At 67.5% G+C, this 24,642-nt stretch carries 24 protein-coding genes; 8 read left to right on the top strand and 16 right to left on the bottom strand.

Annotated elements, in window-relative coordinates; translation table 11 throughout:
• Positions 1–112: 112 nt before the first annotated feature.
• Positions 113–739 (bottom strand): signal peptidase I, encoded by a 627-nt coding sequence (gene lepB / locus AC5P5M_RS15090; protein ID WP_495206098.1) that lies wholly within the window; start codon positions 737–739, stop codon positions 113–115.
• A gap of 249 nt (positions 740–988) precedes the next feature.
• On the opposite strand from lepB, the gene AC5P5M_RS15085 reads away from it, so the two are divergent.
• Positions 989–1,390 carry a hypothetical protein gene (locus AC5P5M_RS15085; RefSeq protein WP_065174177.1) on the top strand — a complete coding sequence of 134 codons (402 nt, stop codon included), beginning with the start codon at positions 989–991 and terminating at the stop codon, positions 1,388–1,390.
• Positions 1,391–1,393: 3 nt separating this feature from the next.
• Positions 1,394–1,840: a hypothetical protein gene (locus tag AC5P5M_RS15080; protein WP_053518439.1), complete on the top strand. Its 447-nt coding sequence runs from the start codon at positions 1,394–1,396 to the stop codon at positions 1,838–1,840.
• 146 nt (positions 1,841–1,986) lie between these two features.
• On the opposite strand, the gene dcp is transcribed toward AC5P5M_RS15080, so the two are convergent.
• The 3 genes from dcp to arfB form a co-directional block, all read right to left on the bottom strand.
• The gene (gene dcp, locus AC5P5M_RS15075; RefSeq protein ID WP_065174176.1) at positions 1,987–4,143 is read right to left on the bottom strand and encodes a peptidyl-dipeptidase Dcp; all 2,157 of its coding nucleotides are present in this window, start codon (positions 4,141–4,143) and stop codon (positions 1,987–1,989) included.
• Positions 4,144–4,254: 111 nt separating this feature from the next.
• Entirely contained in the window at positions 4,255–4,857 is a 603-nt protein-coding gene (locus AC5P5M_RS15070) for a lysophospholipid acyltransferase family protein (protein ID WP_053518437.1), read from the bottom strand.
• A gap of 4 nt (positions 4,858–4,861) precedes the next feature.
• Entirely contained in the window at positions 4,862–5,293 is a 432-nt protein-coding gene (gene arfB / locus AC5P5M_RS15065; RefSeq protein ID WP_005420755.1) for an alternative ribosome rescue aminoacyl-tRNA hydrolase ArfB, read from the bottom strand.
• A gap of 134 nt (positions 5,294–5,427) precedes the next feature.
• On the opposite strand from arfB, the gene AC5P5M_RS15060 reads away from it, so the two are divergent.
• On the top strand, positions 5,428–5,955 hold the full coding sequence (locus AC5P5M_RS15060) for a DUF2059 domain-containing protein (protein WP_065174175.1): 528 nt from the start codon (positions 5,428–5,430) through the stop codon (positions 5,953–5,955).
• Positions 5,956–6,039: 84 nt separating this feature from the next.
• On the opposite strand, the gene AC5P5M_RS15055 is transcribed toward AC5P5M_RS15060, so the two are convergent.
• From AC5P5M_RS15055 to AC5P5M_RS15040, 4 genes are all read right to left on the bottom strand, one after another.
• Positions 6,040–6,777 (bottom strand): pseudouridine synthase, encoded by a 738-nt coding sequence (locus AC5P5M_RS15055; RefSeq protein ID WP_053518434.1) that lies wholly within the window; start codon positions 6,775–6,777, stop codon positions 6,040–6,042.
• Between the two features lie 87 nt (positions 6,778–6,864).
• A complete protein-coding gene (locus AC5P5M_RS15050) occupies positions 6,865–7,443 on the bottom strand; it encodes an O-methyltransferase (RefSeq protein ID WP_495206124.1) in 579 nt (192 codons plus the stop codon).
• A 5-nt stretch (positions 7,444–7,448) separates the two neighbouring features.
• Entirely contained in the window at positions 7,449–9,104 is a 1,656-nt protein-coding gene (gene ubiB, locus AC5P5M_RS15045) for a ubiquinone biosynthesis regulatory protein kinase UbiB (protein WP_065174173.1), read from the bottom strand.
• Positions 9,101–9,736: a ubiquinone biosynthesis accessory factor UbiJ gene (locus AC5P5M_RS15040; RefSeq protein WP_053518430.1), complete on the bottom strand. Its 636-nt coding sequence runs from the start codon at positions 9,734–9,736 to the stop codon at positions 9,101–9,103. The genes ubiB and AC5P5M_RS15040 overlap by 4 nt, the downstream gene beginning before the upstream one ends.
• A 137-nt stretch (positions 9,737–9,873) precedes the next feature.
• On the opposite strand from AC5P5M_RS15040, the gene ddlA reads away from it, so the two are divergent.
• A complete protein-coding gene (gene ddlA, locus AC5P5M_RS15035; RefSeq protein ID WP_481526354.1) occupies positions 9,874–10,959 on the top strand; it encodes a D-alanine--D-alanine ligase in 1,086 nt (361 codons plus the stop codon).
• Positions 10,960–11,042: 83 nt separating this feature from the next.
• Here the strand turns inward: ddlA and AC5P5M_RS15030 are convergent, their stop codons facing one another.
• From AC5P5M_RS15030 to oleC, 3 genes are all read right to left on the bottom strand, one after another.
• Positions 11,043–11,198, bottom strand: coding sequence for a DUF1328 domain-containing protein (locus tag AC5P5M_RS15030; protein WP_004153593.1), 156 nt, complete (start codon positions 11,196–11,198; stop codon positions 11,043–11,045).
• Positions 11,199–11,319: 121 nt separating this feature from the next.
• On the bottom strand, positions 11,320–12,309 hold the full coding sequence (gene oleD / locus AC5P5M_RS15025) for a 2-alkyl-3-oxoalkanoate reductase (protein ID WP_111186525.1): 990 nt from the start codon (positions 12,307–12,309) through the stop codon (positions 11,320–11,322).
• Positions 12,306–13,964: an olefin beta-lactone synthetase gene (gene oleC / locus AC5P5M_RS15020; protein WP_065182050.1), complete on the bottom strand. Its 1,659-nt coding sequence runs from the start codon at positions 13,962–13,964 to the stop codon at positions 12,306–12,308. Before oleC ends, oleD begins: the two co-directional genes overlap by 4 nt.
• A 104-nt stretch (positions 13,965–14,068) precedes the next feature.
• Between oleC and AC5P5M_RS15015 the strand changes: the two genes are divergently transcribed.
• Positions 14,069–14,500: a YkgJ family cysteine cluster protein gene (locus AC5P5M_RS15015; RefSeq protein ID WP_053518425.1), complete on the top strand. Its 432-nt coding sequence runs from the start codon at positions 14,069–14,071 to the stop codon at positions 14,498–14,500.
• Between the two features lie 92 nt (positions 14,501–14,592).
• Here AC5P5M_RS15015 and AC5P5M_RS15010 read toward each other — a convergent pair whose 3' ends face one another.
• The 4 genes from AC5P5M_RS15010 to AC5P5M_RS14995 form a co-directional block, all read right to left on the bottom strand.
• Entirely contained in the window at positions 14,593–15,483 is an 891-nt protein-coding gene (locus AC5P5M_RS15010; RefSeq protein WP_053518424.1) for an alpha/beta fold hydrolase, read from the bottom strand.
• 61 nt (positions 15,484–15,544) lie between these two features.
• Positions 15,545–16,561 (bottom strand): 3-oxoacyl-ACP synthase III, encoded by a 1,017-nt coding sequence (locus AC5P5M_RS15005; protein ID WP_008264841.1) that lies wholly within the window; start codon positions 16,559–16,561, stop codon positions 15,545–15,547.
• A gap of 103 nt (positions 16,562–16,664) precedes the next feature.
• A complete protein-coding gene (locus AC5P5M_RS15000) occupies positions 16,665–16,982 on the bottom strand; it encodes a DUF4156 domain-containing protein (protein ID WP_053518422.1) in 318 nt (105 codons plus the stop codon).
• 97 nt (positions 16,983–17,079) lie between these two features.
• Positions 17,080–19,929 carry a M16 family metallopeptidase gene (locus AC5P5M_RS14995; RefSeq protein ID WP_495206097.1) on the bottom strand — a complete coding sequence of 950 codons (2,850 nt, stop codon included), beginning with the start codon at positions 19,927–19,929 and terminating at the stop codon, positions 17,080–17,082.
• A gap of 415 nt (positions 19,930–20,344) precedes the next feature.
• Here AC5P5M_RS14995 and AC5P5M_RS14990 point away from each other — a divergent pair, with 415 nt between their 5' ends.
• Together AC5P5M_RS14990 and AC5P5M_RS14985 are read left to right on the top strand one after the other, a co-directional pair.
• The gene (locus AC5P5M_RS14990) at positions 20,345–20,821 is read left to right on the top strand and encodes an XAC0231 family protein (RefSeq protein ID WP_065182052.1); all 477 of its coding nucleotides are present in this window, start codon (positions 20,345–20,347) and stop codon (positions 20,819–20,821) included.
• A 69-nt stretch (positions 20,822–20,890) separates the two neighbouring features.
• The gene (locus AC5P5M_RS14985) at positions 20,891–21,370 is read left to right on the top strand and encodes a tRNA (cytidine(34)-2'-O)-methyltransferase (protein WP_061479351.1); all 480 of its coding nucleotides are present in this window, start codon (positions 20,891–20,893) and stop codon (positions 21,368–21,370) included.
• A gap of 141 nt (positions 21,371–21,511) precedes the next feature.
• Here the strand turns inward: AC5P5M_RS14985 and AC5P5M_RS14980 are convergent, their stop codons facing one another.
• Positions 21,512–22,675, bottom strand: coding sequence for an acyl-CoA dehydrogenase family protein (locus AC5P5M_RS14980; protein WP_253118428.1), 1,164 nt, complete (start codon positions 22,673–22,675; stop codon positions 21,512–21,514).
• Between the two features lie 256 nt (positions 22,676–22,931).
• Here AC5P5M_RS14980 and AC5P5M_RS14975 point away from each other — a divergent pair, with 256 nt between their 5' ends.
• Positions 22,932–24,608, top strand: coding sequence for an electron transfer flavoprotein-ubiquinone oxidoreductase (locus tag AC5P5M_RS14975; RefSeq protein WP_495206096.1), 1,677 nt, complete (start codon positions 22,932–22,934; stop codon positions 24,606–24,608).
• Positions 24,609–24,642 lie beyond the last annotated feature (34 nt).

Raw genomic sequence — 24,642 nt, 5'->3', positions numbered from 1 at the left:
GGCCGTAGGGGCGGCCGGGGTGGGAGGGAACGGGCCCCAGAGTAGGCCCGTCCATCCAGTCGATCCATAACCTGAAAAGTCAGGATTGATATCCCTGACGTATCGATTCAGCTCACAGGTGCTGCCACTGGAAGCCCTCGCCACGGCGGTAGTAGACGGCCACCGCGCGCCCGTAGACCTTGTCGGCGTCGACGAAGCCGAAGAAGCGGCCATCGAAACTGTTGCCGCGATGATCCCCCAGTACCAGCAGCTTGCCGGCCGGTACCACCAGATCCGCAATGTCGGGACCACCGCCCATGTCCAGGTCCAGGCGCGCACGGCGGCTGCCGAAGGCCTCCACGTCCTGCAGCTCGGCCATCTGCAGCGGGTGGCCATTGATGCTCAGGTGGCCCTCGTGCAGTTGCACGTGGTCGCCGGCCACGGCGGCGACCCGCTTGATCAGGCGGGTGCCGTCGGCAGGCGAATCGAATACCGCCACCTCGCCGCGCTGCGGCTGGCCGGTGGACAGCAGGGACGTGTTGGTGAACGGCAGGCGCAGGCCATAGGCACGCATGTCCACCACCACCCGGTCACCGGGCTGCAGGGTCGGCTGCATCGAGCCACTGGGCACCACGTAATGATTGGCGAGGGTGTCGCGGGCGGCGGCGAGCAGACCCAGCATGAGCAGCAGCGGCAGCGCCTCCTTCTTCAGCCAGGCGAGAGCGCGTTGCGGGAGCGGCGGTCGGGCAACAGCATCCATGTCAGGTTCCGATGGGGTGGCAGGGTCTTCAGACCCCATCCGGGTGCAAGAGGTTCCCGGTCGCGCCGGGCCATGCCCGGCGGAGTGTTGGAACGGCCGCGCCATGTGCTCGCCGGGCATGGCGCGGCGCTGCCGATGCAGGGTTACGCAGGTTTTACGCCCGGGCCCGGCGCCCGGCATCGCACCTTTACGGGCACAGCGCGCATCGTCTGCCCACCGCGCCGAACGGCGCTTTCCGCAAGGTGTTGTATGACCCTCCTGGTGATCCGCCACGCCTCTTCATCGGCACCGCGTCCGCAGCTGCCGGCGCAGTTGTCCGGCCACCGCGTGCTGTGCAGCGACTGCGCCAGCCTGTCCGAAGTGCGCCAGTGCCTGTGCCAGCCGCAGGCGCGCTCGGCCGACTGGGTACTGCTGGACGTGGGCGTGGCCGACGAGGCGCAATGGCAGGCCGAGGGCAGCGCGCTGCAGGCCGCCCTGGAGCGGCTGCCGGCGCAGTACATCGAACTGCAGAGCGCCCGCGAACCCGGCCTGGACGCGCGCCTGCGCCTGCAGCATGGGCCGGCCGCGGTGGTGGTCGACCAGCGCAGCCAGCAGGCCGGTTATCCGCTGTCGCTGGCCATCGTCGGCCGCCGCCTGGCGCAGGAGGGCTGAGCCATGTCGATCTTCATCATCCGCGGCCCGGAAGCGGCCGGCACATTGATCCGTACCGCACTGCCGCTGCCGGCACCGGTACTGAAGTCGCTGGTACACCGTGCGATCGATGCCGGCACCAGCGTGGCCATCCGTGCCTGCGGTTCGGAACAGGAACTGCTGGATGCCCTGCGCGTGGCCGATCACAGCCGCGGCGAAGTGACATTGCTCGATCCCGGCGCGTGTGCCGGCAGCCTGCGTCTGCAGCGCCTGCTGCCCTATCTGCACAACGCCTACGTGGAGGTGCATGACGACGGCGCGGTGGCTGAGCCCTGTCTGCCGGCCGGCATCGGCCAGCGCCTGGGCATCGCCGCCGGCTATGGCGCGCAGAGCTACGTGCTGGCGCTGGATATCGCGCTGGATCACCTGGGCCTTGCCGAACAGGCGAACAGGGTGCACGTGGGGACGTAACGCTGTTTGTAGAGCCGAGCCCATGCTCGGCTGCCTTTCCAGGAAAAATCAGCCGAGCATGGGCTCGGCTCTACAGAAGAACGGCGAGCATGGCTCGACGCTACAGAAAGAAAAACGGCGGGGTCGCCCCCGCCGTTTTCGCTTTCTTACTTCAGCCCGCGGAACTTCAGCAGCGGCTCCACCGACGGGTCCTTGCCGCGGAAATCGCGGTACAGGGTCGACAGCTCCACGCTGTTGCCGCGCGAGAGGATCTTGTCGCGGAATTGCTGGCCATTGGCCGCGGTCAGGCCACCGTTCTCGGTGAACCACTGGAAGGCGTCATGGTCGAGCACTTCCGCCCAGAAGTAGGCGTAGTAGCCGGCCGAGTAACCACCGCCCCAGATGTGGTCGAAGTAGGTGGTGCGGTAGCGCGGCGGAACCTGCGGCAGATCGACCTTGAACTTCTTCAGCGCGCTGGCTTCGAAGGCTCCGACATCCTGCAGCGGCGCGTCGGCCTTCTGCGTGTGCCAGGCCAGGTCCAGCAGCGCAGCCGACAGGTACTCGGTGGTGGCGTAGCCCTGGTTGAAGCTGCGCGCCTTGAGGATCTTGTCGACCAGTTCCTGCGGCATCGGCTCGCCGGTCTTGTAGTTCTTGGCGTAGTTGGCGAACACCTTCGGATCCAGCGCCCAGTGCTCGTTGAACTGCGACGGGAACTCGACGAAATCGCGCGAGGTGGCCGTGCCGGCGATCGAGGGGTACTTCACGTTCGAGAACATGCCGTGCAGGGCGTGGCCGAACTCGTGGAACAGGGTGGTGACGTCGTCGAAGCTCAACAGCGCCGGCTGGCCTTCGGCCGGCTTGGTGAAGTTGCAGACGTTGTAGACCACCGGCTTGGCGCCGGTCAGGCCATCCTGCTCGACGAACACGTCCATCCACGCGCCGCCGGACTTGCTGTCACGCTTGAAGTAGTCGGTGTAGAACAGGGCCAGCGAGGTGCCGTCCTTGTCGAACACTTCGTACACCTTCATGTCCGGGTGGTAGGTCGGAATGTCGGTACGTGGCTTGAAGGTGATGCCGTACAGCTGGGTGGCGGCGTAGAAGACGCCGTTCTGCAGCACGTTGTCCAGCTCGAAATAGGGCTTGATCTGCGACTCATCCAGATCGTACTTGGCCTTGCGCACCTGCTCGGCGTAGAAGTCCCAGTCCGAGGCCGCAACCTGGAAACCGCCCTTCTGCGCGTCGATCACCTTCTGGATCTCGCCGGCTTCGGCACGTGCCTTGGCGGTGGCAGCCGGCACGGTGTCGGTCAGCAGCTTCAGCGCGGCGGCCGGGGTCTTGGCCATCTGGTCGCCCAGCTGGTAGTCGGCGAAGGTGTCGAAACCCAGCAGCTTGGCCTTCTGCGCACGCAGCTGGGCCAGGCGCTGCACGGTCTGGCGGGTATCGTTGGCATCACCGCGCTCGGCGCGGGTTTCCGAGGCCTTGAGCACGGCGGCGCGCTGGTCGCGGTCGCTCAGCGAACCAAGCACCGGCTGCTGGGTGGTGTTCTGCAGCGGCAGCAGGAACTTGCCGTCAAGCTTGCGCGCCTTCGCATCGGCAGCTGCGGTGTTGATCGCGTTCTCATCCAGGCCGGCCAGCTTGGCCTTGTCGTCCACGATGACGGCAGCGGCAGCGGTGGCGGCGACCAGGCGGGTATGGAACTGGGTGGAAAGCGTGGTCTCTTCCACGTTGAGCTTGCGCAGGCTGGCCTTGTCGGCGTCGGACAGCTGCGCACCGGCACGCACCAGGCCGTCGTAGTAATGCTCGACCAGGCGCTTCTGCACCGGGTCCAGGCCCAGCGTGTCACGCTGGTCGTACAGCGACTTCACGCGTGCGAACAGCTTCGGGTCGAGGCTGATCTCGTCCTGGTGCGCGGCCAGTTTCGGCGCGACTTCTTCCTGGATCTTCTGGCGCGCATCGTTGGTATCGGCCTGCACCAGGCCGAAGAAGATGCGCGACACGCGGGTCAGGGTCTCACCGCTGCGCTCCATCGCCACGATGGTGTTGTCGAAGGTGGCCGGCTCGCTGTTGTCGGCGATCTTGCGCACGTCGGCCAGGTGCTGGCGCATGCCTTCCTCGAACGCCGGCAGGTAGTCGCTGTCCTTGATCTTGTCGAACGGCGGCGCCTGGAACGGCAACGTGCTGGCGCTCAGCAGCGGGTTGGTGGAGGCATCGGCCGGCTGCTGGGCCGGGGTATTCTGGGCTGCGGACACGGGGGTGGACTCCTTGCCGGAACAGGCCGCCAGCGCCAGGCTGATGGCGGCGGCCAGGACTACGGTACGCGACATGTAAAACGCTCCTTGGGCAGACGGGATGGGATGCCGGCCGTCCACCCTACTCCTGTCGTGCTCGCCCGGCATGTGCCGGACGTGGCCTCTGGACCTTCACTGGCGGCCGGCTCAGACCGTGCCGCGGGTCTTGCCGATCCAGGGCCGGTAGAACTCGCGGATGGCGGCCATGTCGGCCACGTCATCGCCGGTGGGATGGAACAGCGGACCGACGCCGATGACCTTCTCCGGATAATGGAAATAGGCGGTCAGGATCGGCACGTCGGCCATCCGCGCGATCTTCAGGAATCCGGCCTTCCATTCCTTGACCGCCTTGCGGGTGCCTTCCGGGGTGATCGCGAACCACATCCTGTCGTTGTTGCGGATCAGGTCCACGGCCTGGCCGACGGTTCCCTGCGGCGAGCTGCGGTCCAGCGGGATCACGCCCAGCCGGTGCAGCAGCGGGCCCAGCGGCCACCAGAACAGCGACGCCTTGCCCAGCACCTTGACCTTCATGCCCAGTGCGATCTTGGCCGCCATGCCCCAGAACCCGTCCCAGTTGGACGAGTGCGGGGCGATGATGAAGACCAGCTTCGGGATGTCCGGCAGGGTGCCGACCACCTTCCAGCCGCCCATGCGCAGGGTGCAGCGCGCCAGCCAGCGCAGGAACGGGTTGGATCTGACCTGCGGCATGTTCGGCGGGATGGCCGGCAGCAACGGAGTCGGGTTGTTCAAGCAATCACTCCCAGTCACGTGAGGAGCGCCCGCGCTTGATCTGCGCGCGCCCGCGTTTGGCGTCCAGACGACGCAGTTTCGACCCGAGGGTCGGCTTGGTGGCCTTGCGCGGTTTGGGCACGCTCAACCCGGCCTGGATGAAGGCCGCCAGCCGCTCGCGCGCATCCTCGCGATTGCGATCCTGGGTCCGGAAGCGTTGCGCGTCGATGACCAGCACGCCTTCGCCGGTCATCCGCCGGTCACGCCGCGCCAGCAGGCGCGCGCGCAACGGTTCGGGCAACGAGGGCGAGTTGGCCACGTCGAAACGCAGTTCCACCGCGGTGGACACCTTGTTGACGTTCTGGCCACCGGCACCACTGGCACGCACGAAACGCTCGACGATCTCGCCGTCGGGGATTTCAAGCTGCGCGCTGATGGTGACCGGTCCACTGCCCATCCGCGCATTGTAACGGCAGCCACGTGGCGGAGTGCGGCATCGCGCGCCGTATGCCGCCGATCAGGCACCGAACACGCCGCCTTCGCCTTGCCAGCGGGTATGCTGGCCGTCCCATGTACCGCAGGAAGCTTCGCATGATCCGCTCCGCATCCACCCTGCCCGCCCTGCTGCGCCGTGCTGCCCTTCTGCTGGCGCTTGCCGTGGCCAGCGCCCCGGTCCTGGCCGCCGCGCCGACCGACGGCGACATCAACCGCCTGCTGTCGGCCTCCCGCGCGCAGAGCATGATCGACACCATGCTGCCGCAGATCGAGGCGATGCAGCAGCAGCAGTTCCAGCAGGTCGCGTCGCAGCGCCAGCTCAATGCCCAGCAGCAGGAGCAGCTCAAGCGCATCCAGGCACGGACCAGCCAGACCCTGCGCCAGGCCCTGTCATGGCAGCAGCTGCGGCCGATGTACGTGGATCTCTACAAGAAGACCTTCAGCAAGGAAGACGTGCTGGCGATGGCCGAGTTCTACGAGAGCCCGGCGGGCCAGAGTCTGCTCGACAAGACCCCGGCGCTGATGCAGAACGTGATGGTGGCCATCCAGTCGCGCATGCAGCCGCTGTTCGCCGACCTGCAGAAGGATCTGGAAGCGATCGTCAACGAGCCGGAAAAGAAGTGAGGCGGTAGCGCCGGGCCATGCCCGGCGAGTGCCACGCGCGGCCGCTGCGTGGCGGAAGGCGCCGGACAGGGTCCGGCGCTGCCTTCACTCCACCCGCCAGCCGAACAGGTCCAGCGCCTTCTGGAATTCCCGGTCCAGCGGCGCCCGCACATCCACCGTGCCGCCCTCGGGATGCGGAAAACGCAGGCGCTCGGCGTGCAGCAGCATGCGATGCACCCCCTGCATGCGGAAGATGCGGTTGTGGCGGCCGTCGCCGTGGCTGGTGTCGCCGATCATGTGGTGCGAAAGATGCTTGAGATGCCGGCGGATCTGCCGGAACCGTCCGGTCTGCGGCTGGCAGCGCAGCAGCGCATAGCGCGAACGGGCGAACTCGCCGACCGGCACCGGCAGCTCGCCGGTAGCCAGGCACTGGAAGTCGGTGATGGCAGGCTTCTTGACCGGTTTTCCGGGGCCGCCGTCGAGGTCGTGGTCGACCCGCCAGGACGCCTCGGCCGGCCAGCCGCGGCAGATCGTCAGGTAGTCCTTGGCCACCTCGCCGCCCATCAGGGCCTTGCCCAGCGCACTGGCGGTGTCACGGTCGAAGGCCAGCAGCAGGCAGCCACTGGTGGCACGATCCAGCCGATGCACCAGAAAGATCGGGCGCCCGAGCTGCTCACGCAGGCGATCGGCCAGGAAATCATCTTCGCCACGGGCCAGCTTGCTGTCATGGACCATCAGCCCGGCCGGCTTGTCGACCACCGCCAGGCGTTCATCCAGGTGCAGGAGCCGAAGGGGGGCGGTGTCGGTCTCGACCGCGGCGAGGGTATCGGGTTCGGTGCTCACCGCGCGATTATACGGGCGGCCTGTATGGGGTCAGATCCCTTTTCCTGCGGAAAAGGGATCTCACCCCGGGTTTGTGCCGCGAGGCAGTCAAACGTTGCGCAGTGCGAGCAGTTCACCGTTGCCCACCGGCACCAGGCTGACGCTGACATCAGGATCGGCCACCAGTGCCGCACGCAGCGGCTCCATCTGTTCGGCGTGGGAGATCGCGTTGTCCACCACCAGCAGGCCACCGGGCCGCAGCACGCGGCGCAGGTGCGGCCACCAGCCAGCGTACTGCTCGCGATCCGAATCGAGGAACAGCAGGTCGATGCTGGCATCGGCCGCCTGCGCCAGCCACGCCCCAGCGTCAGCGTGGACCAGGGTGATATGCGCCTGCAGGCCGCTGCGGGCGAAGGTCGCGCCGGCCAGGGCCACCTTGTCGGCAGCGTACTCGAGCGTGGTCACATGGCCGTCAATGGCAGCCGCAGCCTCGGCCAGCCACAGGGTGGAATAGCCGTTGGAGGTGCCGATCTCCAGCACGCGCCGGGCCTGTCCGAAACGTACCAGCAGCGACAGCAGCGCACCGGTATCCGGCGTGATGTTGAGCATGCGCCGGGCCCGCTCGCTTTCGCGCGCATCGTTGTCGGCGCCAAAGCGCACCAATTCGTCCTTGAGCGCCTGCAGCACGCCGGCTACTTCCACCACGCCCGGGCCAATGCGGCCACACCCACCGCGCCCGACAGCCAGCTCCACATCGGCAGGTCGCCCCAGTACCAGCCGGGCGGCTGCAACACGTACATCAAGGCGGCAATGGCAAGCAGGCCGACGCCGGTGATGGCACCGACCGCATGCTTCTGCAGGCGCTGCACGCTGGCATCGAGCGATACCAGATCGCGCGAGCGCATCGCCAGCTCGTGACGTCCCTCCACCTGCTGGGTCAGCCAGGCATGCACCAGGCGGGGCATGTCCGGTGCGTGGGTCATGATTTCCGGCAGGCGCTTGCCGAGCTCGCGCATCACCCTGCGCGGGCTGTAGCGCTCGCGCAGGATCTTCGCCAGTACCGGCTTGGCCACCGCCCAGATATCGATCTGCGGGTCGAGCTGGCGACCGACGCCTTCGATGTTCAACAGGGTCTTCTGCAGCAGGATCAGCTGCGGCTGCAGCGTCAGCTGGTAGCGCTGCGCCACGCGGAACAGCTTCATCAGCACTTCCGCCAGCGAGATCTGCGACAGCGGGCGGGTGAAGTACGGCTCGCACACCGACCGCACCGCCGCTTCCAGGTCGTCGATGCGCACGTGGTCCGGCATCCAGCGCGCCTGCACGTGCAGCTCGGCGATGCGGCGGTAGTCGCGGTTGAAAATGGCCATGAAGTTCTCAGCCAGGTAGTACTGATCTTCCTGCGACAGCTGGCCCATGATGCCGAAGTCCAGCGCGATGAAGCGCGGATCGCTGCGGCGTGCCGGATCGGGGTCGACCCAGATGTTGCCGGCATGCGCATCGGCGTGGAAGAAGTTGTCGCGGAACACCTGGGTGTAGAACACCCGCACGCCCTTGGCGGCCAGCGCCTTGCGATCGATCCCGGCGGCGTCCAGTGCCACGATGTCATCGGAGGGAATGCCCCACACGCGCTCCAGGGTCAGCGCGCGCTCGGCCGTGTGGCTCCAGATCACTTCCGGCACGTACAGGTCGTCGGAGTTCTCCCAGAAGCGGCGCAGCACGCTGGCGTTGGCGCCTTCGCGCTGCAGGTCCAGCTCGGCGGCCAGGGTGTTCTCCACTTCCGCCACGACTTCGCGCGGGCGGATCTTGTCGGCACGCGGGTGGGTGCGCTCAACCAGCGCGGCCAGTGAATTGAGCAGGGCGATATCGGCGTCGATCTGCTTCTCGATGCCCGGGCGCAGCACCTTGACCACCACCTGGCGGCCATCGGCCAGCGTGGCCGCATGGACCTGCGCGATCGAGGCCGACGCCAGCGGTTCGGTATCGAAGCTGGCAAAGGCTTCGCTGACCGGCAGGCCCAGCGCGTCCTCGACGATGCGGCGCGCGGTGTCGCCGTCGAACGGCTTGACCCGGTCCTGCAGCAGGGTCAGTTCGTTGGCCACGTCCGGCGGCACCAGGTCGCGACGGGTCGACAGGATCTGCCCGAACTTGACGAAGATCGGACCCAGGTCCTGCAGCGCCAGGCGCAGGCGTGCGCCACGCGATTGCGCGGCGATGTCGGCAGAGGCCCGCGGAACGAAGGGTTTGGCCAGGCGCAGCCAGCGTTCGGCCGGCGTGTCCTGCAGCAGGTCATCCAGGCGGTAGCGCAGGATCACCCGGCCGATGCGGCTGGCCCGCAGCACCGCCTTCATGCCGCACCCCGCAGGCGCTGCACGCGTGCACCCAGGCGCTCGACATCATCGCGCAGCACATCCACATCGTCGTGGAACGCGTCCAGCTCGGCGCGCGGCACCACGTCGCGCGATTCCTCGGTAATGAATTCGGCTGCACTGTGCGCCAGATCGATCACGCCCTGGCGGGCGTGCTGCAGCGCGCCGCGCAGTGTATTGGCCACCTGTACGCCCAGCACCTCGCCGAACACGCTGACGAACGGCTGCTGCCAGTCCGGGTCGAAGCCCTTGGCCAGCTGCTGCAGGCGGCGCGCCAACTCGGCATCGCCGGCCACGCGCACGCGTCCCTTGCCGGTGCTGTCGGCGCGCCGGGCATTGGCCAGCAGCGGCAGCTGGGCCAGCACCCCCGACAGGCTGCTGCGTACGGCCAGATCGGCTTCCTGCGCATCCACCGGCCCCACCCGCAGCTGGTCACCGTCAACGCTGATGCGCATGGCCAGCGCAGGAGCCTCCAGGGTCAGATCGATATGGCGGCCATCCAGACCGGCCAACGCGTGGCGGGTATCCGGATCCAGCGCCAGGGCGCGGTTCAGGGCGATCTGCAGGGCACGGCCGGCGACCGGCTTGAGGGACTTGAGCAGGGAAAGAGCCATGGCCCCATTCTACCTTCGTGGGTGCCGGGCTTGGGCCGGGCAGCGCGGATGGGTGCGGGTTCATCTCCGCCTCACCTGCCGGGCGAAGGAAGGTCCATGCTGTGGGGCCACGCAACGTCCAGGACATCGCATTGCCCATGAGCAGGACCCGGGTCGGCATCATTTTCGGTGGTACGTCCTCCGAGCACGAAGTCTCGCTGCAGTCGGCGAAGAACATCCTCGACGCACTCGACCACGAGCGCTTCGAGCCGGTGCTGATCGGCATCGACAAGCAGGGCCGATGGCATCTGAGCCAGGCCGGGAGCTTCCTGCTCAACGCCGATGATCCGGCGCGCATCGCGCTGCACCGGTCCGGCGTCGCGCTGGCGGTGCACCCGGGCGCCGGACAGGCGCAGCTGCAGCCCGCCGATCCGGCTGCCGTGCTCGGCCAGATCGACATTGTCCTGCCGATCGTGCATGGTCCGCTGGGTGAGGATGGCGCGCTGCAGGGCCTGCTGCGCATGGCCAACCTGCCCTTCGTCGGTTCACCGGTGCTGGGCTCGGCCGTGGCCATGGACAAGGACGTGACCAAGCGCCTGCTGCGCGATGCCGGCCTGCAGGTGGCGCCCTGGCAGTGCATCCGTCGCCACCAGGCTGCGAACATCGATGTCGACGGCGTCATCGCCCAGCTCGGTCTGCCGCTGTTCGTGAAGCCGGCCAACCAGGGTTCGTCGGTGGGGGTGAGCAAGGTCAAGGACGCTGCCGGCTTCGCGGCCGCGCTGGAACGGGCGCTGCGCTACGACCACAAGGTTCTGGTGGAAGCGGCCGTGGCCGGCCGCGAGATCGAATGTGCGGTGCTCGGCAACGAGCAGCCGCAGGCCAGCGTGTGTGGCGAAGTGGTGGTGCACGACGAGTTCTATGCCTACGACACCAAGTACCTCAACGAGAACGGTGCCGACGTCGTGGTCCCGGCCGACATCGATGATGCCACCCAGCAGCGGATCAGGCAGATCGCCCTGCAGGCGTATCAGGCGCTGGAGTGCGCCGGCATGGCCAGAGTGGATGTGTTCCTGACCGGCGATGGCCGCGTCGTCATCAACGAGGTCAACACGCTGCCGGGCTTCACCCGCATCAGCATGTACCCGAAGCTGTGGGGCGCCAGTGGCGTGGATTACACCACGCTGATCACGCGCCTGATCGAACTGGCGCTGGAACGGCACGAAGCCGATCAGAGGCTGCTGTAGGCCAGGCAGTACCCGGTACTACAGGAAACAACCGCTTCCGCCGGAGCAGTGCCGGCCATCGACCGGCACTGCTCCGGGGCTCACTAGCCGCGCTTGCGGAACATCGAGATCACCGCCAGGACCAGGAACACCACGAACAGGATCCAGGCAATGTTGCTGGCCGCGCCGGCGATGCCGGAGAAACCGAGCACGGCGGCGATGATGGCGATGACGAAGAAAATGACGGCGTAATGCAGCATGGCGCTCCTCGCAGATATTCGGCCGTGGGTGGCGTGGGGTCCATCCTCCCGGTCCGGCGGTGTGCAACCGGTGATGGCCGGTTCTGCGCGCGATGAAGTCTTCAGCGCCGTGAGGCTGCCGTCATGACGACGCGGCCTGCAGCCGACGCAGCCCTTCCTCGATGCTGACCTGCGGCACATAGCCGAAATCACGGCGCGCCGGCTCCATGCTGTACCAGTGCGGCGTGCACAGCTGCTCGGCGAGGAAACGCGTCAACGGCGGCTCGCCGCGCAACCGCAGCAGCGGCCACAGGCGCTCGCAGATCGCACCGATCCGGTAGGCGGTCCTGAAGCTGATTGCCTTCTCCACAGGGGGGGCGCCCACGGCCTGCAGCAACTTGTTGACCAGCTCGCGCATCGGCAGTGGCTCGCCATTGGAGATGAAGTAGGCCTTGCCGGCGCAGGCCGCCGCCGGGCCCAGCGCCTCGAATGCCAGGAAGTGCGCCAGCGCGGCGTTGTCGATGTAGGTGGTGTCGACCTTGTTGCTGCCATCACCGACCAGGCGCAGCCGGCCCTGCCGTGCGCGCTCGGCCAGACGCGGCACCAGCTGCTGGTCGCCCGGCCCCCAGATCAGGCGCGGACGCAGCGCCACCGTGGCCAGCGTCGCGTCGTTGGCGGCCAGCACCCGTTGTTCGGCGATCGCCTTGGTCGCCGCGTACGGCGCCTGGAAATCCTCGCCGTAGGGCACCTCGTCCGCGCCCAGTCCTTCCACCGGGTGGGTGGCACGATGGGTCACGCTCGGTGTGGAGGTATAGACCAGCCTGCCGATGCCATGCGCACGGCAGGCAGCGATGACATTGTCGGTGCCGACCACATTGGCCTGGTGGTAGCTGTCGTAACTTCCCCAGGCACCGGCCTTGGCACCGTTGTGGAATACCGCATCGACACCGGCCACCGCATGCAGCACGGCCTGCGGGTCCGCCAGGTCGCCACGGATCTGGCCCACTCCCAGCGCCTGCAGCGCCGGGTAGTGGCTGCGGTTGAATGCCAGCACCTGGTGGCCGCGCTCGACCAGCCCGCGGCACAGCGCCTGGCCAAGGAAACCACCACCACCGGTGACCAGGATCTTCATGCGCGCTTCTCCAGTTCGGCGCTGGCCCAGACGGCGAGCTTCTCGCGGCCGATCTTGGCGTTGTGACGGATATCGACGGGAAACGCCGGATGCACCAGGAAGTGCTGCAGCCCGGCCTCGGGCAGGCGTGCGCCGGCAAGGGCGCGCAGCACTTCATGCAGCGCCGGGCTGTCGGACTGTCCACGCTGCAGCTCCACGCACAGGACCGGCACCTGCGCGCCCGCGGGACCCACGCCGACCAGCGCGGTGCGTGCCACGCCCTGCACCGTGTTGAACACCGGCTCGACCTGTTCGGTGTAGAGCGGGCCGTGCGGGGTTTCCACGCGCTGGGTCTTGCGTCCGCAGAACCACAAACGGCCCTGCGCGTCGAAATAGCCGACATCGCCCATGCGATGCACGATGCGGGTACTGCCATCGGCCAGCGTTTCGGCAATCTTCGCCGCAGCGGTGGCCTGCGGGCGATTGAAATAGCTGTCGGTGGCGGTGGGGCCGGCCACGGTGATCTCGCCCACCTCGCCGGTGGCCAGCACGCGCACCTGCGACCAGTCGGCCAGCGGTGCATCGTCGATGGCGATGATGCGCACTTCGTTCGGGGCCACCACGTTGCCCACGCAGGTACCCGCACCGCCCTCGGTGGCCGCACGGGTGCGCTCCAGTTCATGGCCTTCCACCACCGCCACCGGCAGGCATTCGGTGGCACCGTACGGCGTCCAGAACTGCGCGCCGGCCGGCAGCAGGCCACGGATGGTGGCGACCACATCCGGCGGAACCGGGGCACCGGCCGAGGTCACCCGGGTCACCGACGGCAGCGGCCGGCCATGGCGGGCCAGGACCCGCATCAGCGCAGGCGAGCCGAACAGCTGGGTCACGCCGAAGCGTTGGATCGCATCATGCAGGCGTGCCGGATCGGCCTGCGCGGGCCGCGTGGGGTCCATGTCCGGGATCACCGAGGTCAACCCCAATGCGGGATCGAACAGGGCGAAGGGCGGGAAGGTCGGCAGGTCCACCCCGCCGGCCTCCATGCCGAAGGCGCTGCCCAGCAGCTCGATCTGGCCCAGGAAATGGCGATGGCGGTAGACCACGCCCTTGGGCACGCCCGTAGAGCCGCTGGTGAACAGGATCGCGGCCATGTCCTCGCCGTCGGTGGCCGCCAGCATCGGCCCGGCCTGCGCGCCCGCGCGCTCCAGCGCGGCCAGGGTGGTCCCGCCCCAGGCCAGCCGCCGTCCCACCGTGACCAAGCGGGTCGCCGACGGCGCCCAGCGCAGCGCCAGCCGTGCCACGTGGGCCAGCGGGATGCCGATGAAGGCCTCCGGCTGGGCTTCGTCCAGGCACTGCTTCAGCGCGCGCCGGTCGATGCCGGGATCGACCAGCACCGGCACCGCACCCAGCTTGAACAGGGCGAACATCAGCAGGAAGAACTCCGGCGAGGGCCGCACCATCACCACCGTGCGCACGCCGCGCCCGATCCCGTAGCCGGCCAGGCCGGCGGCCATGGCGTCGCTGCGGGCATCCAGCTGCCGATAGTCCAGGGTCACATCGTAGGCCGCCATGCCGTTGCCGGCGCCGCGGCGGCCGGGGCAGCGGATGGCGATCTGGTCGGGGCGTTCACGGGCCAGTTCAGGCAACCGCGCAGCAATGTTGCAGGGTCGGTTCATCCGTTCATTGTCGCCGCTTACGGAATTTCTTGCGCGGCGGCTCACTTCGTGGAAAATCCGCAGCCTCGTTCCCGATTCCGACTGCCGCCCGAGGCGGCTTGCCCATGCAACACCCCTGCATGACCTGCGGCGCCTGCTGCACCCAGTACCGCGTGGCCTTCCACTGGATGGAATCGGACGAGGTCACCCCGGGCGGCGTGCCCCACCAGCTGACCGAAGTGCTCGACCCGCATCGCCTGTGCATGCGCGGCACCCACTCCAAACCGGTGCGCTGCGTGGCACTGGATGCGCAGATCGGCGTGTATTCGCGCTGCACGATCCACCCCAACCGGCCCAGCGTGTGCCGCGAAGTGGATGCCTCATGGGAGTACGGCAAGGCCAGCCCGCAGTGCGACAAGGCCCGCATCGCCTACGGCCTGGACCCGCTGACGCTGGCCGACTGGCGCTGGCGCGACGAGGCGGACAACGACGACGATCATCCGGACGACAACGGCAGCAGCCCGTCGTCTCCGCCGCAGGCGCCGATCGCGGCGTGACGGTCGGGGTCGGTCCCGTTTCCGGCACGGAAGGGCTCTGACTCCCTGTACGACAACGCCGGGCATGGCCCGGCGCTACCGAGGGGATCCGATCAGATCGGGTTCGCGTCCAGGAAGGCGCGGATCTCCGGCACCAGCACCTCGTGCTTGTCTTCCAGCACGTAGTGGCCCGCGTCCTTGAAGGCATGCACCTGGGCCTGCGGCAGCGCCGCCTGGAAGCCCTGCAGGAAATGGTGGTCGAACACGAAGTCGCGCAGGCCCCAGCCTATGAAGGCCGGGCGATCGGCAAACGACGGCAGCGCCTTGCCTGCACGCTCCAGCAGCGACCACGCCTTGTCGGCCGGGCCCAGCGGAATGTCCTGCATGAAGCGGATGGTGCTGATGCGGTTGGCATAGCTGTTGTACGGCGATACATACGCGCGGCGCACGTCGGCGGGCATCTTCCGCTCAACGCCCAGCCACGATGCGCCGGCGGAGAAGGCATTGAAGGTGCGGATGATCCACTCGCCGATCTTCCAGTGCCGTCCGAGCGCGATCTGCCACGGCATCTTCTTCGCTGCCGGCATCGGGAACGCGGCGGTGTTGAGCACCACCAGCCGCTTGACCTGCGCGTGGTGCGACAGCGCCCAGCCAAAGCCGATCATGCCGCCCCAGTCGTGCACGGCCAGGGTCACCGGGCCGGTGATGCCCAGGTGCCTGAGCAGCGCATCCAGGTCATCCACGCGCGATTGCAGCGTGTACGCATAGCCACGGTCATCGGGCTTGTCCGACAGGCCCATGCCGATGTGGTCGGGCACGATGCAACGGTACTTGTCCGACAGGCCGGCCACCAGCGTGCGCCAGTAATAGCTCCACGACGGATTGCCGTGCACCATCACCACCACCTCACCGTCGCGCGGGCCCTCGTCGAGATAGTTCATCGACAGGCCGGGGCGAACCTCGAAGCGTTGGGGATGGGCGGGGTAACCGGGAAGCTTGGACATCGGGTCGCACCTGTAAAAAGGGCCGGTAGTACCGGCCCCAGGATTCAACGCAGGGGTCTGTTTACCAGACCACTTCGGCCATCGAGCAGTTCAGGCCCGAGCCGATGCCCAGAAGCGCGATGCGATCACCCTTCTTCAGCTTGCCCAGCTGCTTGAGCTTGCTCAGCACGATCGGTACCGACGCCGGGCCGATGTTGCCGTGCTCGCCGAAGATGGTCATGACCTTCTTCGGGTCGATGCCGAAGTTCTTGATGAATGCTGCGGTGTGCGGCTGGCTGACCTGGTGGATGACGAACTGGTCCAGTTCTTCCACCGCCCAGCCCAGCGCGATCTTGGCCGCAGTGAACGTCTTCTGCGCCAGCTTGATGCCTTCGATCAGCAGCAGGCGGGTGTCGGTCACCATGCGGTCCAGGTTGCCCAGGCACAGCTGGTTCCATTCGGTCGCCGAACGGGTGACGCCGCCCTTGTAGCGCGGGGCATCCGGCACCAGTTCCGAGCGCGCCATCACCATGGCGGCAGCGCCCGAACCGGTGGTCAGCGCCGCCAGTTCGTTGCGGAAATCGTCGGCGGTGACGTCCGGCGCGGTCATGCGCTCCAGCGTCTTCTCGTACACCAGGTTGGCGGTTTCGCCATCCACCACCAGCGCATAGTCGATGTCACCGCGCTCGATCATGCGCGCCGCGATGTCCATGCCGTTGATGAAGGCCAGGCAGGCATTTGCGACATCGAACGTCATGCATTCGTCGCTGACACCCAGATTGCCCGAGACGATGGAGGCCGTGGACGGCTCCAGGTAGTCGCGGCTGACCGAGGTATTGACCAGCAGGCCGACCTGGGTGGCTTCGATGCCGGCATCTTCCAGTGCCTTGCGACCGGCCATGGTGGCCGCGTCCGAGGCCAGCACGCCGTTGTCCCACAGGCGGCGGGCGTGGATGCCGGCGATATCGCCGAGCACGTCGGTGCGGATGCCCAGCCGGTCCAGCGTCGGCTGCAGGCGTTCGTTGATTTCCTTCGTCGTCAGCGTATGAGGCGCATCGACGTGTGCCAGGCCGGCGATCGAGACATTCTTGAAGAGCATCGAGGTTAGCGCCAAGGCTCAGGCAAAAGGGGGCGCTATTCTATAACCCCCCGGGCCTTCACCGCATCTTTACGAATTCAGGCTTGCCCGTATGGTGAAGGATTCAGCGCGGCGGGCACTGGAAGGCGGCAAAGCGCTGGCTGCCATCGGCCGGCGGTGCGGCGGCCTGTACGGCATTGGCGCCGGCGCTGGGGGCCTCGTTGCGGGCCAGCGTTTCCAGTTCTTCCTGCACGCGCAGCGGGTTGCGGTTGTAGAAGCCGACCTTGCTCTTCACGGTGACCACCACCTCGCCCTTGGTGATGCAGCCGGTCGGCGCCGGCCCGGCCGGCAGCACGCGGACGGTCTTCCCGGCCGGTTCGATCGGCACCCAGGTACAGGCGGTGACGGTGAGCAGCAGGGAGGAAAGCAGCAGAACGCGCATGGGCAGATCCTGGAAGGGTATGAGGGGGATTCTGCCTGAACCGCCTGAATCGAGGGTAGCCGGGAGGCCTGCCCGCCGTGGCGGGCAGGCCTGTCCCTTACTTCTTGACCGGCTTGCCTTCGGCATCCAGCACGGTCACCTCGCCCAGGTTCAGCGCGCGCACGGCCGCCTCGGTCTGCTTGAGGTCGCCCACCACTACCCAGGTCAGCGCCTGCGGCTTGATCTCGGCCGCAGCCTGCTGCACCTGGGCCGGCGTCATCGCCTCGATCTCGGCCTTGCGACGCAGCACATAGTCATCCGGCCGCTTGAACTGCACGATGCTGCTGATGGTCGCGGCGACCGCACTGGCGGTCTCATAGGCGCCCGGCAGGCTCAGCGTCTGGATGTTGCGGATGCGGTTGACCTCGGCAGCGGTGGCCGGCTTGCTGCCCGTGCTGAACTCGACGATTTCCTTCTGCATCTCGGCCAGCGCCGGGCCGGTCTTGTCGATCTGCACGGGGGCACTGGCCGCCCACGGCCGCTGTCCGACCGAGTTCGGCGCACTGCTGCGCGCGCCATAGGACCAGTGCTTGTCCTCGCGCAGGTTCATGTTCAGGCGCGAGGTGAAGTCACCGCCGATCACACCGTTGGCGATATCGAAGCGGGTCGAGCTGGCGTCACTGGACGGCGGCACCACCTGGCCGGCGAACAGGTTTGCCTGCACCGCACCCGGCTGATCGATCAGGAACACGCGCGGGCCCTTCGGCAGCGCCACATCGGTGGCCGCCTTCACCTGCGGCGCATCGCCCGTGGCCTTCCAGTCGCCCAGCTGCTTGTCCAGCAGGGGCACGATCTCGGCCAGCGTGGTATCGCCAACCACGATCAGGGTGCCATCCTGCGGGCGCAGCCAGTCGCGGTGGAAGTCGACCAGATCCTCGCGGGTGAGGCTGCTGATGGCCGCTTCATCGCCGCTGCCAGTGAACGGAATGGCGTACGGATGGCCTTTGCCGTACAGCAGCGGCGGCAGCACGCGCATGGCCACCGCGTTCGGGTTGACCTTCTCCTGCTGGATGCCGGCGATCCAGGTGGCCTTGACCCGGTCGATCTCGGCCTGTTCGAAGCGCGGCTCGCGCAGCAGATCGCGGTACAGGGCCAGCGATGGCACCAGGTTCTCCTTCAGTGCCGACAGGTCCACGGTCACCGAATCCAGGCCGGCACCGGCGTCCAGGCTGGCACCCAGCGCATCGGCGGCATCGGCGAAGGCCAGCGAGCCGAGCTTGCCGGCGCCTTCGGTCATCAGGTTCATGGTGAAGTTGGCGGTGCCCGGCTTGCGGCCCTGGTCGGCGGTGAAGCCACCCGGGAACTGGTAGCTGAACTGCACCACCGGAATCTCGTGGCGCTCGGCCAGCACCACCTGGGTGCCGTTCTTCAGCGTGGCGCGCTGCAGGGCGGGGAACTTCAGCTGCGGGAATTCACGGGTCTGCGGCACGCCGGCCTTGCGGTCCACCTGCTCCGGCAGAGTGCTGTACTTCGGGTCCACCGCCGGCACGTTGAACGGCTTCGGCGCCTGTGAGGGATCTTCCTTCAGCGCCACGCGCTCGCCCGGTTCGACCACCAGCGTGTGGCTGCCGACGTCCAGCCACTGTGCGCCCAGGCGCTTCAGGTCGGCCGCGGTCGCCTTGTCGATGTTGGCCAGCGACGTGCGGAAGCAGCCCGGGTCGCCGGTGTAGACCGCGCATTCGGCCAGTGCGTCGGCCTTGCCACCGAAACCACCGATGCGCTCGATGCCGCGGATGAACGCTGCGCGCGAGCCGGTCTTGGCACGCGCCAGCTCGTCGGCCGTGGGGCCCTCCTTGATCAACCGGTCCAGTTCTTCGTCGATGATCTTCTCGACCTTGGCCGGATCCTGGCCCTGCTTCACCGTGGCCATGACGATGAAGTTGGAACCCAGCTGCGAGGCGTAGGCGCCGGCGCTGATGTTGTCCACCAGCTTGTCCTGGTGCTGCAGTCGCTGGCTCAGGCGCGAGGACTTGGCGCCGCCGAGCACATAGGCCAGCAGCTGCAGCTGGTCGACGTCGGTGGTGCCGACCTGCGGCACGTTCCAGGCGCGGTAGATGCGCGACTGCGGCACCTTGTCGGTCATCGTCTCGCGGGTGTTGGCCGGGCGCTTGGCCACGTCGACCTTCGGCTGCGCCATGCTCGGACCGGCCGGGATGCTGCCGAAGTAACGGGCCACCTTCTCCTTGGCGGTGGCCACGTCGATATCGCCCGCCAGCACCAGCACCGCGTTGTTCGGGCCATACCAGGTGCGGAACCAGGTCTTGACGTCATCCAGCGAGGCCGCGTTGAGGTCGTTCATCGAGCCGATCACGCTGTGGTGATACGGGTGGCCGGCCGGGTACATCGCACGGTTGAGCTTCTCCCAGGCCTGGCCGTAGGGCTGGTTCTCGCCCTGGCGCTTCTCGTTCTGCACCACGCCACGCTGCTCGTCCAGCGCCGCCTGGTCGATCGCACCGAGCAGATGGCCCATGCGGTCCGACTCCATCCACAGCGCCATGTCCAGCGCGGTGGTCGGCACGTTCTCGAAGTAATTGGTGCGATCGGTATTGGTGGTGCCGTTCTGGCCGGTGGCACCCACCTGCTTGAACGGTTCGAAATACTCGCCGTCGTGGTTTTCGCTGCTCTGGAACATCAGGTGTTCGAACAGGTGGGCGAAACCGGTGCGGCCCGCAGGCTCGTCCTTGCTGCCGACGTGATACCAGACGTTGACCGCCACGATCGGCGCCTTGCGATCGGTATGCACGATCACGCGCAGCCCGTTGGGCAGGGTGAACTGCTCGAACGGAATATCGACCTTGGCCGGCGTGACCGTCTTGGCCGCCAGTGCAGGAGTGGGCGCGAGCGTGCCCAGGGCAGTGCTGAGGGCAACAGCGAGCAGTGCAGCACGCGGGCGCAGGGCGAGAGACATTTCCGGATCCTTGGTCACGTTGGTGAAGCCCGATCCTAGCGCGCCCATCCGGGGCCCGGAATCCGCCAGCAGTCACTGGGGGTGTTTGCCCCCGTAGCCGTTCAGGGCCTTGTCGGCGGCCCCCGACAGCAGTCACGTCTCCCCCGCCCCTGCGTCCGGACAGTGTCCGCGCCCCCTCGGATGGACAGGTGTCCGCCCCGCGGACACTTTCCGACGGGAGAAAAACCCTTTCAAATCAATGATTAAAAGTTGGCACGGGGTTTGCTTGGTACTTCCTGCGCCAAGAAGGGCTTCAGACAAAAGCTGACTGAAGACTGAACAAATGCAAGAAATCGAAAATTTCCCTTGCATCCCCCGAATTGGTGTTCTACCTTACTACCACACCACCGCTCAACAACACTAAACAGGCCCCGTCATGAACGCCAAGACCATTGCCATCGCCATCGCCCTGATCGCCGGCACCGCGGTTGTTTCGTCGGTGCAGGCCTCCGAATCCATCAAGACCCTGGCCACCGTGCAGGTTCGCCCGGCCGCCGACCAGCTGGCCCAGCAGGCTTGGGAACAGGCCAGCGGCATTCCGACCCTGGCCACCGTGGAAGTGCGCCCCAGCGCCGACCAGCTGGCCGAACGCGACGGCTTCACCGCCGCCCCCGTCGCCGCCGCCCTGCCGATCACCACCCTGGCCGCGGTGGAAGTGCGCCCGAGCCTGGAACAGCGCGTCGCCCTGGCCGCCGAACTGGAAGCACAGCGCTACGCCGCCACCCTGGCCGCCGCCGCCACCAGCGTCGCCAACCAGGTGATCGTCAACCTGCCGACCCTGCAGGTGCGTCCGAGCGCGGCCGACCTGCAGGCCCTGGCCACCGAAACCGCCCAGGTCCTGCTGCGCCCGTAAGCGGTGCCGCCCTGCCCCGCGCAGGGCGCGCGCCGTAAAGCAGGCCGCCGTCGCAGGTACACTGCGCCGATGAATGCCGCACCCCAGTTCCACGTGATCCTGTTCCAACCGGAAATCCCGCCCAACACGGGCAATGTGATCCGGCTCTGCGCCAACACCGGCGCGCAGCTGCACCTGGTCGAGCCACTCGGCTTCGCACTGGAAGACAAGCAGCTCAAGCGCGCCGGCCTGGACTACCACGAGTACTCGCGCCTGCAGGTGCATCCGGATCTGGACACCGCGCTGGCGCGGATTGCACCGAATCGGTTGTTCGCACTCAGTACCCGCGCCAGCGTGCGCTACGACAGCGTGGCCTTTGAAGAGGGCGACGCCTTCCTGTTCGGCCCGGAAAGCCGCGGCCTGCCGCAGGACGTGCTCGATGCACTGCCGGATGGCCGCCGCCTGCGCCTGCCGATGCGGCCGGACAACCGCAGCCTCAATCTTTCCAACACCGTTGCCGTGGTGATGTATGAAGCCTGGCGGCAGCACGGGTTTGCCGGCGGCGCGTGAGAGGAAGCAGCCGAGCATGGGCTCGGCTCTACACGTACGTGTGACCTGCTTATGGTGGGTGCGGACCTTGGTCCGCACCGATGCCCGGATGCGCGCCGAGGAAATGTGCCGACCAAGGTTGGCACCCACCGGAACCCGCTGTCAGAACGCGTTGATGCCGGTCAGTTCGCGGCCAATCACCAGCTGGTGCACGGTCTCGGTGCCTTCATAGGTGATCACCGATTCGAGGTTCAGCGCGTGCCGGATCGCCACGTGTTCGGTGGTGATGCCAGCCCCACCGAGCAGATCGCGACACTCGCGGGCGATGTCGATGGCCATGCGGCAGTTGTTCCACTTGGCCAGGCTGACCTGCTGTGGCTGCAGCTGGCTGGCTTCCTTCAGCCGGCCCAGTTGCAGGGCCAGCAGCTGGGCGGTGGTGATGCGGCGGGCCATTTCCGCCAGCTTGATCTGCGCGCTCTGGGTGGCGGCCAGCGGGCGGCCGAACAGCACGCGCTCCTTGGCGTAGCCCAGCGCTTCATCCAGGCAGGCGATGGCCGCGCCGATCGGGCCCCAGCTGATCCCGTAACGCGCCTGGGTCAGGCACCCGAGCGGCCCCTTCAGGCCCTTCACGTTCGGCAGGCGGTGGCTGTCGGGCACGCGCACATCGTCGAAGAACAGCGCGCCGGTCAACGAGGCGCGCAGGCTCATCTTGTGCTTGATTTCCTGCGTGGTGAAACCGGCCATGCCCTTCTCCAGCACGAAGCCCTGGATGCCGTCCTCGGTCTGTGCCCAGACGATGGCCAGGTCGGCCACCGGGCCGCTGGTGATCCACATCTTGCTGCCGCTGATGCGCCAGTCGCTGCCGTCGCGTACCGCTCGGGTCTTCATGCTGGCCGGGTCGGACCCACCGTGCGCCTCGGTCAGGCCGAAGCAGCCGATCAGTTCGCCGCGTGCCATCGCCGGCAACCACTGCTGGCGCTGTTCCTCGCTGCCGTACGCGTAGATGGGATACATGCACAGCGAGCTCTGCACCGAAACGAAGCTGCGCAGGCCCGAATCGCCGCGCTCCAGCTCCTGGCAGATCAGGCCATAGCTGACCGCGCCGAGGCCACCGCCACCGTATTCGGCCGGCAGTGTCGCGCCCAGCAGGCCCAGCGATGCGATCTCCGGTACCAGTTCGGCCGGGAAGCGCGCCTGGTCAAATGCATCGCCGATGATCGGCAGCACGCGCTCGTTGGTGAAACGGGCCACGCTGTCCTGTACGGCGCGCTCTTCCTCGCTGAGCAGGGAACGGACATCGAACAGGTCGTACGGATCCAGGGCCATGGCACTCACACGCAGTCGGGACCGGGCCATTGTCGGTCATCCGGGAAGCGCGTGCCGACCAGGGTCGGCACCCACCCGGCTGCGGGCGTGCGCTGCAGTGCAGCAATCACGACGTGAACATCGGCGATCTAGCTCGATCACGCCCGTCCCGGTACCCTGACACATTCAAACAACCGTTTCGCCGTGGCTGCACGCGCGATTTCCAGGCAACCGCCGGTGGCCCTGCTACCGGCACTACCCACGAGTCATGCAATCGATGAGCGCTGAAGCCAACGCCCTGCCCCCGCGTGAAGTAATGGAGTTCGACGTGGTGATCGTCGGTGCCGGCCCAGCCGGGCTGGCCACCGCGATCCGCCTGCGCCAGCGTGCGATCGAAGCCGGCCGCGAACTGTCGGTGTGCGTGCTGGAGAAGGGCTCCGAGCCCGGTGCACATGTTCTGTCCGGTGCGGTGATGGACCCGCGCGCCCTGACCGAACTGTTCCCGGACTGGGCCGAACGCGGCGCACCGCTGAAGCAGAAGGTCACCCGCGACGAGTTCCTGTTCCTCAGCGAGACCGGGTCGCGCAGCACGCCCAATGCGCTGCTGCCGGAGTGCTTCCACAACGAAGGCAACTACATCATCAGCCTGGGCGAAGTGACCCGCTGGCTGGCGCAGCAGGCCGAGGCGCTGGAGGTTGCGATCTTCCCCGGCTTCGCCGCCGCCGAGGTGCTGTACGGCGACAACGGCGAAGTGATCGGCGTGGCCACCGGCGACATGGGCATCGAGAAGGACGGCAGCATCGGCCCGGCCTTCGAGCGCGGCATGGCGCTGCATGCGAAGTACACGGTCTTCGCCGGAGGCGCGCGCGGCCACCTCGGCCGCCAGCTGATCGCCCGCTACAGGCTGGACGAAGGCAAGGACCCGCAGGCCTACGGCATCGGCATCAAGGAACTGTGGCAGATCGACCCGGCCAGGCATGAGCCGGGCCTGGTGGTGCACGCCGCCGGCTGGCCGCTGGACAGCGACACCTACGGCGGCGCGTTCCTCTACCACGCCGACGGCGGCAAGGTCGCCATCGGCTACGTGGTCGGCCTGGACTACAAGAACCCCTGGCTGAGCCCGTTCGAGGAATTCCAGCGATTCAAGACCCATCCGCAGATCCGCAAGCACCTGGAAGGCGGTACCCGCATCGGCTACGGCGCGCGTGCGATCACCGCCGGCGGCCTGCTGTCGCTGCCGAAGACGGTGTTCCCCGGTGGCGCGCTGGTCGGTTGCGAGGCCGGTTATCTCAACGCCAGCCGCATCAAGGGCAGCCACGCCGCGATCAAGACCGGCATGCTGTGCGCCGACGCCGCGTTCGACGCGCTGGCCGCCAACCGCCAGCACGATGAACTGAGCGCCTATCCGCAGGCCTTCGAAGCCAGCTGGCTGTTCACCGAACTGCAGCAGGCCAAGAACTTCAAGCAGTGGTTCAAGAAGGGCCAGACCGTGGCCACGCTGATGACCGGCGTGGAGCAGTGGCTGCTGCCGAAGCTGGGCGTGCGCAACCCGCCGTGGACGCTGCACCGTACGCAGCCGGACCACGCCTGCCTGGAGCCGGCGGCCCAGCACACCCGCATCAGCTACCCGAAGCCGGACGGGGTGCTGACCTTCGACCGTCTCAGCTCGGTGTTCCTGAGCAGCACCAACCACGACGAGAACCAGCCCAGCCACCTGACCCTGAAGGACCCGAGCATTCCGGTGAAGGTGAACCTGGCCGAGTACGCCGGCCCGGAAGCGCGCTACTGCCCGGCCGGCGTGTACGAGTTCGTTGGCGAAGCCGACAACGCACGCCTGCAGATCAACGCGCAGAACTGCGTGCACTGCAAGACCTGCGACATCAAGGATCCCACCCAGAACATCGTCTGGGTGACCCCGCAGGGCGGCGGCGGCCCGAACTACTCGGGCATGTGACCGCAGGGGGCTGCGACCGCGTGTCGCAGCCCGG

The sequence above is a fragment of the Stenotrophomonas sp. YJH_SMC_106-19 genome, assembly GCF_059368375.1.
This window is presented reverse-complemented; position numbering and strand designations above follow the sequence as displayed.

Coding starts and splice junctions, on each gene's coding strand:
- AC5P5M_RS14980 (WP_253118428.1), bottom strand. CDS start 22,675: ATGGCCCTGGATCCGTACGACCTGTTCGATGTCCGTTCCCTGCTCAGC.
- AC5P5M_RS15000 (WP_053518422.1), bottom strand. CDS start 16,982: ATGCGCGTTCTGCTGCTTTCCTCCCTGCTGCTCACCGTCACCGCCTGT.
- lepB (WP_495206098.1), bottom strand. CDS start 739: ATGGATGCTGTTGCCCGACCGCCGCTCCCGCAACGCGCTCTCGCCTGG.
- AC5P5M_RS15005 (WP_008264841.1), bottom strand. CDS start 16,561: ATGCTCTTCAAGAATGTCTCGATCGCCGGCCTGGCACACGTCGATGCG.
- AC5P5M_RS14995 (WP_495206097.1), bottom strand. CDS start 19,929: ATGTCTCTCGCCCTGCGCCCGCGTGCTGCACTGCTCGCTGTTGCCCTC.
- AC5P5M_RS14975 (WP_495206096.1), top strand. CDS start 22,932: ATGAGCGCTGAAGCCAACGCCCTGCCCCCGCGTGAAGTAATGGAGTTC.
- AC5P5M_RS15060 (WP_065174175.1), top strand. CDS start 5,428: ATGATCCGCTCCGCATCCACCCTGCCCGCCCTGCTGCGCCGTGCTGCC.
- AC5P5M_RS15030 (WP_004153593.1), bottom strand. CDS start 11,198: ATGCTGCATTACGCCGTCATTTTCTTCGTCATCGCCATCATCGCCGCC.
- AC5P5M_RS14990 (WP_065182052.1), top strand. CDS start 20,345: ATGAACGCCAAGACCATTGCCATCGCCATCGCCCTGATCGCCGGCACC.
- oleD (WP_111186525.1), bottom strand. CDS start 12,309: ATGAAGATCCTGGTCACCGGTGGTGGTGGTTTCCTTGGCCAGGCGCTG.
- AC5P5M_RS15040 (WP_053518430.1), bottom strand. CDS start 9,736: ATGGCTCTTTCCCTGCTCAAGTCCCTCAAGCCGGTCGCCGGCCGTGCC.
- ddlA (WP_481526354.1), top strand. CDS start 9,874: ATGAGCAGGACCCGGGTCGGCATCATTTTCGGTGGTACGTCCTCCGAG.
- AC5P5M_RS15010 (WP_053518424.1), bottom strand. CDS start 15,483: ATGTCCAAGCTTCCCGGTTACCCCGCCCATCCCCAACGCTTCGAGGTT.
- oleC (WP_065182050.1), bottom strand. CDS start 13,964: ATGAACCGACCCTGCAACATTGCTGCGCGGTTGCCTGAACTGGCCCGT.
- AC5P5M_RS15015 (WP_053518425.1), top strand. CDS start 14,069: ATGCAACACCCCTGCATGACCTGCGGCGCCTGCTGCACCCAGTACCGC.
- AC5P5M_RS15085 (WP_065174177.1), top strand. CDS start 989: ATGACCCTCCTGGTGATCCGCCACGCCTCTTCATCGGCACCGCGTCCG.
- AC5P5M_RS15080 (WP_053518439.1), top strand. CDS start 1,394: ATGTCGATCTTCATCATCCGCGGCCCGGAAGCGGCCGGCACATTGATC.
- dcp (WP_065174176.1), bottom strand. CDS start 4,143: ATGTCGCGTACCGTAGTCCTGGCCGCCGCCATCAGCCTGGCGCTGGCG.
- AC5P5M_RS14985 (WP_061479351.1), top strand. CDS start 20,891: ATGAATGCCGCACCCCAGTTCCACGTGATCCTGTTCCAACCGGAAATC.
- arfB (WP_005420755.1), bottom strand. CDS start 5,293: ATGGGCAGTGGACCGGTCACCATCAGCGCGCAGCTTGAAATCCCCGAC.
- ubiB (WP_065174173.1), bottom strand. CDS start 9,104: ATGAAGGCGGTGCTGCGGGCCAGCCGCATCGGCCGGGTGATCCTGCGC.